10 protein-coding genes, 2 tRNA genes and 1 pseudogene are annotated in these 14,870 nt (G+C 42.2%); 10 read left to right on the forward strand and 3 right to left on the reverse strand.

The window, feature by feature from the left end:
* Positions 1-16: 16 nt before the first annotated feature.
* From E4N74_RS08340 to E4N74_RS08355, 4 genes are all read left to right on the forward strand, one after another.
* The gene (locus E4N74_RS08340; protein WP_255817218.1) at positions 17-2,011 is read left to right on the forward strand and encodes an ATP-dependent helicase; all 1,995 of its coding nucleotides are present in this window, start codon (positions 17-19) and stop codon (positions 2,009-2,011) included.
* A gap of 90 nt (positions 2,012-2,101) precedes the next feature.
* Complete coding sequence (locus E4N74_RS08345) at positions 2,102-2,731, forward strand: DUF2715 domain-containing protein (protein ID WP_255804949.1); 630 nt, start codon at positions 2,102-2,104, stop codon at positions 2,729-2,731.
* 59 nt (positions 2,732-2,790) lie between these two features.
* Positions 2,791-2,863: transfer RNA gene (locus E4N74_RS08350), tRNA-Pro, on the forward strand.
* Positions 2,864-2,876: 13 nt separating this feature from the next.
* Positions 2,877-2,950, forward strand: a tRNA-Arg gene (locus E4N74_RS08355).
* Positions 2,951-3,022: 72 nt separating this feature from the next.
* Here the strand turns inward: E4N74_RS08355 and E4N74_RS08360 are convergent.
* Together E4N74_RS08360 and E4N74_RS12920 are read right to left on the reverse strand one after the other, a co-directional pair.
* Positions 3,023-4,561, reverse strand: coding sequence for a sigma-54-dependent Fis family transcriptional regulator (locus tag E4N74_RS08360; RefSeq protein ID WP_255804950.1), 1,539 nt, complete (start codon positions 4,559-4,561; stop codon positions 3,023-3,025).
* A gap of 67 nt (positions 4,562-4,628) precedes the next feature.
* A pseudogene (locus tag E4N74_RS12920) lies at positions 4,629-5,397 on the reverse strand (nuclease/transposase family protein).
* Positions 5,398-5,754: 357 nt separating this feature from the next.
* Here E4N74_RS12920 and E4N74_RS08375 point away from each other — a divergent pair.
* Positions 5,755-6,519, forward strand: a complete 765-nt coding sequence (locus E4N74_RS08375) for an Rpn family recombination-promoting nuclease/putative transposase (RefSeq protein WP_255819328.1) — start codon at positions 5,755-5,757, stop codon at positions 6,517-6,519.
* Positions 6,520-6,936: 417 nt separating this feature from the next.
* Here the strand turns inward: E4N74_RS08375 and E4N74_RS08380 are convergent, their stop codons facing one another.
* Complete coding sequence (locus E4N74_RS08380) at positions 6,937-9,471, reverse strand: right-handed parallel beta-helix repeat-containing protein (RefSeq protein ID WP_255817219.1); 2,535 nt, start codon at positions 9,469-9,471, stop codon at positions 6,937-6,939.
* Positions 9,472-9,876: 405 nt separating this feature from the next.
* On the opposite strand from E4N74_RS08380, the gene E4N74_RS08385 reads away from it, so the two are divergent.
* The 5 genes from E4N74_RS08385 (at position 9,877) to rpsO (ending at position 14,860) form a co-directional block, all read left to right on the forward strand.
* Positions 9,877-10,782 (forward strand): SPFH domain-containing protein, encoded by a 906-nt coding sequence (locus E4N74_RS08385; protein WP_338113392.1) that lies wholly within the window; start codon positions 9,877-9,879, stop codon positions 10,780-10,782.
* Between the two features lie 20 nt (positions 10,783-10,802).
* On the forward strand, positions 10,803-11,612 hold the full coding sequence (locus E4N74_RS08390; protein WP_255817221.1) for a uracil-DNA glycosylase: 810 nt from the start codon (positions 10,803-10,805) through the stop codon (positions 11,610-11,612).
* A gap of 19 nt (positions 11,613-11,631) precedes the next feature.
* Positions 11,632-13,632 (forward strand): replication restart helicase PriA, encoded by a 2,001-nt coding sequence (gene priA, locus E4N74_RS08395; protein WP_255817222.1) that lies wholly within the window; start codon positions 11,632-11,634, stop codon positions 13,630-13,632.
* Between the two features lie 88 nt (positions 13,633-13,720).
* On the forward strand, positions 13,721-14,587 hold the full coding sequence (locus E4N74_RS08400) for an FAD synthetase family protein (RefSeq protein WP_044979663.1): 867 nt from the start codon (positions 13,721-13,723) through the stop codon (positions 14,585-14,587).
* 3 nt (positions 14,588-14,590) lie between these two features.
* On the forward strand, positions 14,591-14,860 hold the full coding sequence (gene rpsO / locus E4N74_RS08405; RefSeq protein WP_002671840.1) for a 30S ribosomal protein S15: 270 nt from the start codon (positions 14,591-14,593) through the stop codon (positions 14,858-14,860).
* Positions 14,861-14,870: the final 10 nt, after the last annotated feature.

Here is a 14,870-nt window from a genome sequence, read left to right on the forward strand (position 1 = left end):
AAACAAATAAAGCATTATGAATGAATTTACTGAAGGCCTTAATCCCGAACAGTTTAAAGCCGTTACTACGATTAACGGACCCGTGCTTATAATAGCGGGAGCCGGTTCGGGGAAAACACGCGTTATCACTTTTAGAATTGCACACATGCTCGACAAGGGGATTCCCCAGTCTCAGATTTTGGCTCTTACCTTTACCAATAAGGCTGCCAAGGAAATGGAGGAAAGGATAAAAGAGCTTACCGGCAAAAAACTTCAAAACCTGACTGTCAGCACCTTTCACGCTTTTGGGGTTAAGGTTCTGCGTTCCCACATTGACAAAATAGGCTGGAGAAGTAATTTCAGTATTTATGACGAAACCGACCGCAATCAGCTGATTAAAGAATGTGGAAGAGAACTTAAATTCTCGGCAGATGCTTTGGATGTTTATAAGGTAGGTATTCTTTTTTCCAATATCAAAATGGGAAGAAAGGATTGGACAAACGAACATGATTCGTACAAGGCTCTTTATAAAGAATATCAGGAAGGGCTTAAACTTTATAATGCGGTAGACTTTGATGACCTTATAATGCTTCCTATAAAAATATTTAAAGAACACCCCGAAGTCTTGGCGGAATATCGGGACAGATACCGATACATAATGGTTGACGAATTTCAGGATACCAGCACACAGCAATATAATTTTATGAAGCTCATCGCCGACAAAAATATCTGCGTAGTAGGCGATGACGATCAATCTATTTATTCTTGGCGGGGTGCCAGTTTTGAAAATATACGCAACTTTGAAAAAGACTTTCCCGAAATGATTGAAATAAAACTTGAACAAAACTACCGTTCAACAGGGACAATTTTGGCTGCCGCAAACGGTGTAATCTCTCATAACCTAAACCGCAAGGTAAAAGCTCTTTGGTCAGAAAAAGATTCAGGGCGCCCCATCGAAATTTTTATTCCCGAAAACGAGGCTGCGGAAGCCGATTTTATTTCGGATATGATTTTAAGCTTAAAACAAAGAGAAGGCTTTAAGTATTCAGACTTCGGAGTTTTAATCCGTGCCAACAGTTTAAGCCGCCCATTGGAAGAATCCTTTTTGGAAGTAAACATTCCGTATAGGATGTCGGGGGGAACAAGTTTTTTTCAGCGGAAGGAAATAAAAGACCTTATAAGCTATTTACGTGTTATTGCAAACCCCGACGATGACGTAAATCTTTTGCGCATTATAAATACGCCAAGGCGAGGCATAGGGAAAAAAACACTTGAAACCCTTTCCGCTCTTGCAACGGAAAATTCTTGTTCAATGAGGACTTCAATCCGCCTTCTTCTTGAAAACCCGCCTGAAGATATGAGGGGGAAGAGCATCGATGACTTAAAAGAATTTGCCGAGCTTATAAGTTCACACCGCACACAGCTTCTTTCGGGGAAGGGCCTTGCTCAAAAGGTTAGAAAGCTCTTGGACGACATCGCCTATAACGAATACCTTATCACCGAATACCAAAAAAGTGAAAAGGCAGCTCAATTTAAAATGATGAATATAGAAAGTTTTTTGCACTCGATGGATGATTGGGAAAATAATCCCGACAACTGGGACGGAAGCCTTTACGATTATCTTAACCGCATTACTCTTTTAACCCGTGACGATACCGAAGAAGAAAAGGGCGAGGTAAACATTATGACCATTCATTCCTCAAAGGGTCTGGAATTTCCCGTGGTCTTTATTGCGGGAGCGGAAGACGGCCTTATTCCCCATGCAAGGAGTGTCGAAGAAAATGACGGAGACGTCGAAGAAGAGCGCCGCCTTTTTTATGTCGCCATCACAAGAGCTCAACAAAAACTTTTTATCACAAGCTGCAAGCAAAGACGGAAGCAGGGCGGCATAGCCGAATGTACCCCTTCTCCCTTTTTGGACGAAATTCCTTCCGACCTTGTCGAATACCACGAGCCCGATGCCCAAGCCGAAGAAGAACGCATCGCCGATATCTTCAGCCGGATGAAAAAAAAGTTTTCGATAAACATTTAATGTACAGCTTGACTATTTTTAAGAATTATTGGATACTTGGAAACAATATAAGTATTTTATAATACAATTTTACTCATTTGGAGGAATTTTATGAACAGAAAAATAGTTTTTGTTTGTCTTGTTTTTGCCTTGGTTTTTACAGGTATGCTGACGGCAAAATCAACGGGTTTAAATTTGGAAGCCGGAGCGGCTTATACAAATCATCAATTGCACACGTTTAGCAATAATACCAAATCGGACGGTTTTAAGTATCAAGGGATAAAATCAAAAGGCTTATTCGGGGTTAATCTGGGAATCTCTTATCCCCTTCCAAAAAACTGGGCTGTCTTTGCAAACACGACTTTTGCTTTTAACAGCACCTTTGTAAATGATACAATGCTTGGTGTAGGCTATATATTTAAACCCGGAAACGTCTTTGATCTCTTTTTAGGAGGCGGCCTGGCATTCGGCGGCTCAGTATTCAACTGGGCATCAGGAAGTGCTAGTACCACTCATAAATTCTTTAACATAGGAGCAGGCATCAATCTTACAGCTTCATTTATGTTTACCAATAAAATCGGAATGTATGCCGGTATTTCGGATACATACTATAAACCCGTATCCGGTAAGTGGTCAACAAAAATCGGTGATAATACTTCTTCGGGAGATATTTCATCATCTAATATGCCTGATTTAGCTAAATCTATAAATGGGAGACTTGGTGTAAAAATCAAATTATAAAACCTTTGCCCCAAGGCCTTGACATTCATTCCGGTTTTGCGTATTATGTTCACTCGCATCGGGATGTAGCCTAGGGGCTAAGGCGTCTGGTTTGGGACCAGAAGATCGGGGGTTCAAATCCCTCCATCCCGATCCTTAAAACCTTGGGATCGTAGCTCATCAGGATAGAGCAACTGCCTTCTAAGCAGTAGGTAGGGGGTTCGAGTCCCTCCGGTCCCGCTAAGAGCCGCTAAAAGCCGATTAAGTAATCTTGTATATAAACAAGATAACTTAATCGGCTTTTTTTATGCCCTAATACTTAATTCCCAGCTTTTTCATCTTGCTTTGAAGGGTTCCCGGTTTTAGGTTTAAAAGGGCGGCGGCTCCGTCTTTGCCGTAAATTTTTCCGTTTGAGGCTAAAAGGGCTTTTTGGATAATTTCAACTTGAGCCTCATCAAAAGGTTTAATATCTTCAGGCAAAACCCTGCCTTTTTCGGCCTCTTTATTGCCGGCAGGCTTTAGGGGCTTTTTCGCAGCGTTTGAAATATAGAATTCTCTTGTTCCCGGTACCAAGTGTTCGGCAGGGATTTCTCCGCCTTGCGAAAGAATTGCAGCACGTTCTACAACGTTTTTAAGCTCGCGGACATTTCCATGCCATGGCATAGACATCAGCTTTTCAATAGCCGCCATCGAAAGGCCGGTATTTTCAAAGCCCTTCCTTTTGCGTATATCCGAAATAAAATGCTCGGCTAAAAGGGCCGTATCGTCCCCTCTCTCTCTCAAAGGCGGAAGCCTTAGAGGAAAAACGTCCAGACGGTAAAGAAGGTCTTCACGGAAACGTCCCATCGAAACAGCCTCGGCCAAATCGACATTGGTTGCGGCAATTATGCGCACATCCACAGAAACGGGCTTTTCCCCGCCGACACGCTCGAATTTTCCATCTTGGAGAACACGCAAAAGTTTAGGCTGTAAATCAAAGGGTAAATCCCCTACCTCGTCCAAAAAGAGGGTTCCTCCGTCGGCAAGTTCAAACCGCCCCTTACGCAAGGCCGAAGCTCCCGAAAAGGCGCCCTTCTCATGCCCGAAGATTTCACTTTCGGCAAGGCTCTGTACAAGGGCAGAACAGTTTACCGGCACAAAAGGTTTTTCAGCCCTGTTGGAAAGCCTGTGAATGGTGCGGGCGGCTTGTTCCTTTCCCGTTCCCGTTTCTCCCGAAATTAAAACCGGCACATCAGAGGCCGCAACCAGTTTTATCGAATCCAAAACCGTAGTCCAAGCCCTGGAAGTTCCGACCATATTCTTAAAAACATCTGTCGAAGAATGGAGCAAAACATTTCGTTCCAGCAAGAGGCTTTCGGTTTTTTTAATAAGGGATTGGGAGGCATCCGTTTGAACCAAGGCAACGGAAATAAGTTTTGAAATTGTAGATATAAAACGCACGATTTCAGGCGTAAATCGGGAACACATTCTATGATCCAAGGTCATCATTCCGATGGCCTTATCTCCTATGTAAAGGGGTGCCACCAAACAAGAATGATTTTCGGGCAGCTTCATTATTTCGTCATAGGTGTCGACATGGGGAATATTTTCATCAAACAAAAAAGCCTTTCGTTCATCTAAAATTCGGGCGATGTCTTTGCGCATATTTAAGTTAATCGTAAAATCGTCCAGTAATTTTGAAGAAAGCGGACCTATGGCCTTTCTTACCCTTAGAACATTTTTATCTTCAAAGCCCATCACAACGGCAAGCTCATAATCGACCAGCTCTCTTAAAGCCTCAAGAATAAGCTCCAATACTTGCTCGGCAGAGATGGGATTGCTTTTATTTAAAACGGATATAGCCTTATTCATACACTGCAATTATATCCTCATTATAAATCTTTGTCAAAAGGAATTAGAGGGAATTACTCATTACCAATTAATTAATCGCTTCCACTTCTTCTTTACTGAGACCGGTAGCTTGTGCTATATCTTCAATTGACAATCTTAACCCGATTAAGTTTTTTGCCGTTTCAAGTTTTGTTTGGTACGAACCGTCGGCGAAAGCTATTCGTCTTTCTTCAGCTCTCTGTACCGCAATATCCGTATCGTAATCGTATTCTGCTACTAACATATTTATTACCTCCCGTGATTTTCGCTGTAAGTATTCTCTTAATATGCCTTTTTCTATGCATATCTTTACCGCATTGGTAAAGCCGCTCTCTTAGGGAGAGAGAGGACACCTCGTTCAGAGCAAGGTTTCCTCTCTCTCCCTAAAACCCTCTCTCTTCTTCCCGCACTGCTTAGGGCTCCGTCCTAAGAACCCGGTCTTCTTTAATTAAGGTTACGGCACTACGGCACGTACACTGTAAAAGCCGCAAGTACACGATGTTTTAGGCTGTAAGCCTAAAACTCGAAGTCAAGGAATGTACACGGAAGTACATTCCTTGACTGGGCATATTCTCATTTATAGTTGACTGATGTTCAGCTAATACGATAATTTTACCATCTACAAGGCAGGAAACATCGTTTATTATGTTCATATATATGACATTATCAAGTCTTATATTTTCTACAGGACAAGAAAGCTGTAGATTCGTACCGTGCAAGGCATTATAAAGCGATAAAAAGTTTTCCTTTGCCTTTTCGTCTTCACTAAAAAGGTCTACGAACACTGAGTCTTTGTATTTTCTATTTGAAGTACTCATAGCAAACCTCCTTAGATTATATCACACTTACTGCATTTTTGTAAGAGCAAGTTTTTTAATTTAACCGCAACGAGCACAAAGGTCGTAAAGGAATTTTTAAAACTGCATCGATTACAAAAATATTTTTCTAGCCTTACTATTTTTTTCAAATAAATCCTACAAATATAATGGGGAGGTATGATAAACAGTTCGGCAGGAATTCAGCCTCACTGTTTATCTGCCGAGTTTGCCTTTCGGCAAACGTCGCATTATTATATGCAGTTTGTAAACAAACTGCGTGAAAAAACTTTTTTCGCAAATTGATATTTGCTGAAAAAAGTTTTTCATGGAGGAAAAATAAAAAATTAGGAGAAAAAAATAGTAAAAAGATTTGAAGATTTAACATTACAGGACGATTTTATGTTTTGTAAGGTCATGCAAAATTCGGATTTGTGTAAAAGGCTCATCGATATGATATTGTCCGATAAAATAGGTAAAATTGCATATATATCGGTACAGCATAGTATTAACACCTATGAACAAGCTAAATCCGTAAGGTTTGATGTTTTAGTGCAAACAGAAAACGGTAAATTCTACGATGTGGAAATGCAGGTAAGCAATGAGAAGAATATACCGAAACGAATGCGGTTCTACCAAGCGGCCATTGATATTTCGTTCTTGGATAAGGGGAATTTCTATAACGATTTAAATGACAGCTTTATAATTTTTATTTGCACTTTTGATGCTATCTGGAAAAATAAGCCTATTTATACCTTTGAAAATATCTGCATTGAAGATAAAAACATATCTTTACAAGATGGAACAAAAAAGGTTATAATAAATTCGGAGGCTTTTAAAAGTACAGAAGATAAGGATTTAAAAGAATTTTTAGAATACCTCAAAACAGGTAAGGCGAAAAGTGAATTCACAAGGAGGATAGAAGAAATGATACAAACAGTAAAACAAAATGAACAAGCAAGACAAGAATACAGGTTAATGTCTACTTTTGAGATGGACGCTAGGTATAAAGGTATTTATGAAACTAAGCGAGAAACAGCTAAAATATTAAAACAGTTGGGAGATTCGATACAAAAAATTATGCAGGTTACAGGCCTTCCCAAAGAAGAGATTGAAAAACTGTAAATTAGGGGAGGTACAGCCGGCAAAGCTTCGAGGCTAAGGCCCTTTTTCGGAAGAAAGGTGTTTCACCTTGAAACTTCGTTGGTTGTACCTCCCCTATAACCCCTCCTTTCTCCAAAATTCCGCTTATGGGCTGCGCCCCTAAGAACCCGCATTGTTATCAAATTTTTAGTTTAATCCAATTTATAAAAATATTTTTCTAATTTACTATTTTTTTCAAATAATTCCTACAAATATAATGGTATAAAGGTTTTTATGAACCTAAGAAATAAACAGCTCTGATTGCCGCGGCTCCCTTAACTGTAAAGGTTTTTGCCTTATTGTTTTTGTGAGTTTTAAATTTTGTCATATATTCCTCCTCGTCAAAGTTTTTTTAATTGGTAATTTGTAATTAAGGCAATTACCAATTACCCATCATTGTTACTCCATTTTCAATTGACCGTAGTCGTTTACTTTCCAATAGTGTGTATTACCGCCGGTGGTTTCCGGGGTTACGGTAAACTTATTCACATAATCTTTTACTGAAGAGGTGTCCGACATCATTAGTACCGTTTCGCCGGCACCATAGGATTTCGGAGTAATACAGGCAACCTTCGATTTTGTTATAGGATTATCTTTGTCAATTTCTATACTGACAAGCTCGCCGCCGTGAAGATTTTCTCCTAAATACACATCATTTCCGTCTTGCAGGGTACCGGCAACCCAGTTTCCGACACAGGCTTCGCCTCCCATGATAAAGTCAGCGTCTAGCATGGCCGGAGTGCCATCACCACCTGCTACATAAACGCCCTTTCCCAGAGTGCTTGTATTATTCTCAATTGTGCCGCCATGCATCTTAAATGTACCGTTTGCATCCACACACACGCCGCCGCCCCCGCTGGCCGCAGTGTTGTTGATGATTTTGCCGCTGCCGGAAAGCTCCAGGGTTCCGCCCTCATCGAGTGCAACGCCGCCGCCGTTTTTGGCGTTATTGGTTTTAATTTCGCCGCCTGTCATAGTGAATGTGCCACCGTCAATGTACACACCGCCGCCCGATCCATAGTAATTGCTGCCTTCCTTTCCTGCACCGTTTCCTTCTATGCTGCCGCCTATCATATTAAGCTTTCCCTTAAAATCACCGTATCCGTACACATACACGCCGCCGCCATTACCGACACCGCCTGTGGTCTTTGTCGCCATATTCAATTTTATCGAACCGCCTTTTATCACAAGGGTTCCAGTTGAATCGACGTAGATGCCGCCGCCGTTTCGTCCTTTGGCGGTATTACTTTCAATAGAGGCTATGTCGGAAAGCGTAAAAGTGCCCGAATGAGCGTATACGCCTCCTCCGCCGCTGTTTGCCTCATTGGTTTTTATTTCACCACCTGTCATCTTAAACGACGCACTATCATCAACATCTACGCCGCCGCCTGAAATGCTTGCCGTATTTGTCATAAGAGAACCGCTTTCCATACTTACCGAGCCTGATTCGCGAACGCAAATAGCTCCGCCATAGTCGGCTTCGTTTCTGCTTATAGTCGTAGTTTTAAGCGTAAGACTTCCGTTTTTCTGTATGCAGATACCGCCGCCTAGCATTGCTTTGTTGGCATTGGGTAAAGAACCGCCGATAGTGCCGCCGTCTAAGGTCAGCTCGCCTTCTGAACAAATGCCGCCGCCGAATTTATCTGCCTTACAGTTTTTAATAGTGCAGTTTTTAAGTTTCGCCTTGCCTCCCTCTTTGACAAATATGCCGCCGCCGCATTTTTCCTCAAGTGGAGCAGTAGAAGCTCCTGTTGCCATACCGGCTGTGAGCGTAATGTTTTCAAGCATCAATTCTCCGCCGTTTTCAACGGTAAAGATACGATGTTTGGGTTTGCTGCTGTTGTTCTTATCGGCATTGAGTTCGCAGGTCATCCCCCCGCCTCTTCTTATGGTAATCTTTCTCTTTACACTGATAGCGCCGTAGTTGCCGGTAGCGTTTGTGGCTTTAACTTCACCCATGACGGTTATAACGCCGCCAGCCTCTGCACTTTCGACGGCTTGTTTTAGATTTTTCCATGCATCAGTTGCAGAGCTTCCGCTTGCGATATAGCCTAAGGTTTCCGCTTCTTTTGGCGTCGAAGAAAGGCCTTTTCTGTCAATCAGCCGTACTGTGTATTTTTGGGGGAGTGTGCTCGCCGTAAGTTTCGTATCGGTTTTAAAATAGACCTTCCAGGTTCCTAAAGGAACAGGGGCAATAATCTGCGAAGCTAACGACAAAAGTCCGTCAGCCGGGTTTACAGCAAATCCGGAACTTACTATGGGAAGCGGTATTTTCTTTGGCTCTTCGCCTTCTTTAGTAATGACAAGGCCTAAATCTTTGTGCAGGTTTCCGCCTGTTATGATTGTCCCCATATCCGTATCTTGCACTTTAAAGCACAAAACATAATGTTCCCCATTTCTTGCTATCGTTATATCGCTGATTTCGGGCGGAGGCGTATTGGCTTCAATATTCAGACTGAACTTTTTACTGAATTTTCTGCCGTCCGTCGAAATAAGGGTAATTTCGGGTCCTATGCCGCCGTTACTCCATTCGTGCGCCTTTAAAAATGTATCTTTGTATGTGAGTTCGAGCATATCGCCTGTCTGTGTAAAGGTGTAGTCCGTATTGTATTCAGGCTGCTGATCTGAAGGAAACCCGGGAAAATTGATAATCTTTCCCGCATCGGCGGAAGAGGTCGGCGTAACGAGAGTAAAGTTTTTGGGATTACGCAATTTAATTGTAAGCGTTACGTCATTTGCAGAGGGTATGCACAGCGCTCCGTCATTACTCTTTTGAGAGGACTCATTGATACTGAAGTTAATAGGGACAACTTCGCTAGACCAGTAGCTTAAAAATTCTTCCGGATCGTCAATAAATTGTTTACAAGTTGCCATTAATAAGGCGGCCGCCAATACTGCCGCAATTGTTGTTAAAATCTTTAAAAGTTTTTTCATAATTGTTTAACTCCTCATTAGGGGGAGGGATAAACCCCCGTTACCTTACGGGCTTTTCGAGTCAGAGCGGAGGTTATTACCTCGAAACATTGTATCTGCTATCGGTACGTTTGTCTGTCATTATGGTACAGTATAGCACTTTTCGCCGTAAATTACAACTTTTTTAAGAAAGTCTTTTTGTTTAACTTTTATTTAACCTCAAGGGGCTCAAAGCCTTTAGCTTACGCTCAACTTCACAATGATATGGACAAGGATGTCCATCCCTTAACCGCCATGGATGGCGGTGGTTCCATGCTCGCAAGTTTTAGCCGCAGGCTAAAACTTGAAGATGACAAATGTACAAGGATGTACATTTGTCATCGGCTACTTGAAAAATCGGGCTTCCTGTGCTATTATTCCTTTATTATGAAAAAAAGAACTTCATTTTTAATTTGGTTTTTTGTTTTGATTATCTTAGGCGGCACGGCCTTTTTTTTAGGGTGGATGCAGTTTTCCGTTCCTGCCGGATCTTACGGCGTAATGCTTTCAAAGTCGGGAGGCTATCACGAGAGGCTCATTATTCCGGGCGAGTTTATGTGGCGGTGGGAGAGGCTTGTTCCGACTAATTCAAAAATTCTTATCTTTAATTTAAAAGCCCAAGAAATCGAGTATAAAAATGAAGGAGCTCTTCCTTCCGCTGATAAATTCGGTTTGGTTATGGAACAAAAAAACGATTTCCGCTGGAAGTTTGCTCTAAAGATTTCGGCTTCCGTAAAGCCTGAAAGTTTAATAAGCCTTGTCAAAAACGGTTCGATAAAAACCCAAGGCGATTTGGACGATTTTATTAGGGCAAAAGTTGAGGAATCGGCTCAAAAAGCCGCAAACGAATTTATCGAGTATTTTTTATCCAACCCCGAAGAATATGAAAGGCTGAAATTTCAATATGCGGCCTTTAACGATAAAATATCTTCAGACCTAAAAAACAGGGAGAATACCGAAATTGAAATTGTTTCGGTTCAGCTTTCTTCCGATTTTCTTATTCCCGATTTAAAACTGTATACAACGATAAGAGATGTTTATTCGGAGTATGAAAAAGCAAGGAGCAAGGTCTTTACCGACCTTATGATTGAAGAAGGAAAATCAGCCGCCTCTTCAAAATTCCGAATGAACGATCTAAAAGAATGGGGCGAGCTTTTAAAGCAATATCCCCAGCTCATCGATTTTTTGGCCGTAGCTAGAAGCGATGCCAGCGAAACCCTCAAGGCCTTACGTGAACTTAAAGCTAAGATGAACAGCCCCCAGACTGGCGGTACTCAAGGCGGCGGGCAATAGGCGGGCAATAGTTTGTACCGATGAAAGCCGAAGAAAAAAAAATATTATACACGTTTTTCCGCACAGCATCCGATTATTTATCCGGATTTAAAACGGATGAAGAATATCCCGATTTTGCCGATACTGTTCTCCCGGAGACGACTCTCTCCGAGTCGGCTATCTCCGAGACGGCTTTCTCCAAGCCGGAAGGAGCGGCCGGCCTAACAATTCCTTTAAACAATGCAGATTCGGAAAGCGGTTTTGAAAGTCTTGAAAAGGTCTATGCTCAAATTGCGTCCTGTAAGGCCTGCCGTCTATGCGAGAGGCGGCATAACACGGTTGCAGGCGAGGGGCCTTGCGAGTTTTCCAATTTTGATAATAAGATAGAAGTAATGGTCATAGGCGAGGGGCCGGGCGCCGATGAGGATGCACAAGGCCGCCCCTTTGTCGGTAAAGCCGGACAGCTTTTGGATAAGATGCTTGCCGCCATCGAATTATACCGCACCCATAATTGTTATATCACAAATGTTGTAAAGTGCAGACCGCCCAATAACCGCGACCCTCTGCCCGATGAAACGGCTGCGTGCAGAAATTATTTAAATGCCCAAATTGCCTTGATAAGGCCTAAGGCGATTCTTGTAGTCGGGCGGGTAGCTCTTCAAAACCTCTTGGAAACTCAAGAAGGCATAGGCAAGATGCACGGCAAGTTTTTTGAATACCAAAACATTCCGCTGATGGCGACCTATCACCCAAGTGCCCTTTTGAGAGATGTCAATCTAAAACGCCCTGCATGGGAAGACTTAAAACTCTTCCGTTCCCGTCTCAATGAATTGCCTCAACAAATTGAGTGAGAAAAACTAGGCGGTATCTATGGCAAAATGGCTGACTCTAGCATTTAATCTTCCCCTTTATCAAAACTTTACTTATAAAAACATAGAAGAAGACGGCGGAAGCCTTGTTGGAAAAAGGGCTTCGGTTCAACTCGGCTCAAGAAATTTGATAGGCTTCATAATAGAAGAATCCGATGTGTTTCCTAAAGACAGCCCTGTGGGCGAAGATAAAATAAAGCCGATTAAGCGGGTGGTCGACAAGGAAACAATTTTCGGGCAGGCACAGATAGAACTTGCCTCTTGGATTTCGCACTTTTATATATGCAGCTTCGGCGAAGCCCTCTCCGCAATTCTTCCTTCGGGAAAAAGAGAAGTTTCTTTTGAAAACTTAAAATGGGGAGCCGAATTTGAAGATAAGAATTTTTCTCTTTCCGATGAACAAAAAGATGCCGTCGAAAAAATCGTAAACTCAAACAAAAAAGAATTCTTTTATTTATACGGCTTAACCGGTTCAGGGAAGACGGAAGTTTTTTTAAAGGCCGCCGAAAAGATAATCGCAGAAGGCAAGGCCGTCATCTACCTTGTTCCCGAAATAGGGCTTACCCATCAGGTTATAAGTGCGGCAGTGAAACGCTTCGGCTCTCAGGCTGCCGTTTTGCACTCGGGCCTTACGGGAAGCGAAAGGCTCAACCAATGGATGAGGATAAGGCGGGGAGAAGCCCTTATGATTGTCGGGGCGAGGAGTGCCGTCTTTGCTCCTGCTGAGAACATAGGCCTTATCATAATCGATGAAGAACATGATGCTTCCTATAAGTCGGGCTCCGTGCCACGCTACCATGCCCGTCAGACGGCGATGTACTTGGCCGTCAAGCATAATTGCCCCGTGGTAATGGGCTCTGCAACTCCATCGCTTGAAGCGTGGAATATGATTCAAAACAAAAAAATCAAGCTCCTTTCCCTTTCAAAAAGACTTGCAGGCGGCAGCCTCCCTAAAATCGAAATAGAAAATATTTCCGGCTTAAAGGGAGCTTTGAGCGACAGGCTTATAAGCGAAATCCGCAAAACCAAAAATGAAGGAAAACAAACAATTCTTTTTTTGAACAGGCGGGGCTTTTCCCATATTTTTAGATGCCGTTCCTGCGGCTATGAGATGCTTTGCAAAAACTGTTCCGTGCCTATGACCTTTCATAAAGGTGAAAATGTAATGAAGTGCCACTATTGCGGGATGCAGGCAAGGCCGCCTTCTCTTTGCCCCGAATGTAATTCCCTTGATATAGGCTATGCCGGTGTAGGTACGGAATTTATAGAAGAAGAAGTTTCCCGTGCCTTCCCCGACTGTACCGTTGCGAGGGTTGACACCGACACCGTTTCCAAAAAGAATAGTCTTGAAAACCGCTTAAAAGATTTTAAGGAGGGGAAAATAGATATCCTCCTCGGAACGCAGATGATAGCAAAGGGCTTGAATTTTCCGAAAGTAAGGCTTGTCGGAATTATCCTTGCGGATACGGGGCTTCAAATGCCCGACTTTAGAGCCGCCGAAAGGTCATTCGCTCTTATCACTCAGGCAGCCGGAAGGGCGGGACGGTTCAGCGAGGACGGGCTTGTAATTATTCAAACCCTAAAGCCTAACCATCCTTCGATTGTTTGTGCAAAAAATCACGAGTACGAAAAGTTTTATGAGTATGAACTCGGGCAAAGAAAGCTCTTGGATTTTCCGCCCTTTAAGCGTCTGATTCGTTTGGTCTTTAGAAGCAAGGACTTAAAAAAAGCCGAGCTTGCTGCGGAAGGTGCAGTAAACATTCTAAAATATATTCTGTCTTCCCAAAAGAATTCCGATATTTCTCCTCAAGACGAAACCGAAATAATGGGACCTTCGGAATGTGTTCTATCGATGATAGCCGGAAATCACCGCCAACAGATTTTGCTCCGCTCTTCAAATTTCCCTCTAATCCAAAATGCCGCCTCCCGTTTTGTAAAAGAATATAAACCGATGACAGGCATCTACATTGAAGTCGATACCGATCCGGTCAATCTTATGTAAGATGTTTTATAATCAATGCATCCTCTGTTACCCCTCCTCCCTCCGCTTGAAACAAAATAGAAAAAAAGATATAATCGGTTCTGTAATAATGGATGATTTTAAGATAATTTCGTGGGATGCTCTTGTTGAAACTGCTCAACCTGTTGCAGCAGGTTCATATTTTTTCCCCGATGGAAAAGAAACAGCAATTAGTGTGGGAGGCTTTGACGGCCCCCATAAAGGCCATGATAAGCTTTTAAGACAGGTTTTAAACTATGCAGCCGAAAATGCCCTTGTTCCGGGGCTTGTAACTTTTTTCCGCTCTCCGGCAGCAGTAAAAAATAAGGCTTATTCGGGAGATGTTTCATCTCTCAGGCTAAGATTAAAAAAGTTTCAGGAATTAGGTTTTCATTTCATTGTACTTATTGACTTTTCCGCAAGTTTTGCTAAAATAGAGGGAACTGCGTTCTTTGATATTCTTATAAAGACTATCCGTATGAAGTATTTGGCTGTAGGCAGCGATTTTTTCTGCGGATATCGCCGAGGATTGGGGGCGGCTGATTTAAAAAAAATAGCCCCTCAGAAAGGCTTTTGCTTTGATTCCATTGATCCCGTAAACATAAGCGGCTCCCTTAAGGTAAGCTCAAGTGCTATAAGAGAAGCTGTAAGTTTAGGGGATTTTTCCCTTGCAAAAGAGCTTTTGGGTTATCCTTTTTTATTTGATTTCGTAAGTTTGCCGTGGGAGGTAAAGGACAAAAACAGTATTTTTGCTCCTAGGGCATATATAACGCAGATTCTTCCGCAAAGCGGAAAATATAGGGTCTTGGTTCAAAAAACAAACAGACAAGAACAAGAAGCTCATTGCCTTATAAATGATGACGGGCTGCTCTTGTGTTTTCCTGAAAAGGATTTAAAAGGTTTTGACCTAAAAGACCTTAATAACTTTGACACTATAGAATTTATTTGTAAGGAGTAAGTAATGGCAGTTACTAAAGAACAAAAAGCATCGATTGTAAAGAAATTCGGTGCAAGCGAAAAGGACACAGGCGATGTAAAGGTGCAAATTGCCTTATTGACCGAAAAAATTAACCAGTTGACAAATCACTGCAAAGATCATCCTAAAGATGCAGGCAGCCGAAGAGGTTTAATCAGCATGGTAGGTCATAGGCGCAGTTTGCTTAAATATTACCGCCGAACGGACATTGAAGGTTATAGAACTATTCTTAAAGAACTTAACCTTAGAAAGTAGTTTGATAAGG

Origin of the sequence: Treponema putidum (genome assembly GCF_024401155.1) — a bacterium.
Taxonomy (GTDB): domain Bacteria; phylum Spirochaetota; class Spirochaetia; order Treponematales; family Treponemataceae; genus Treponema_B; species Treponema_B putidum.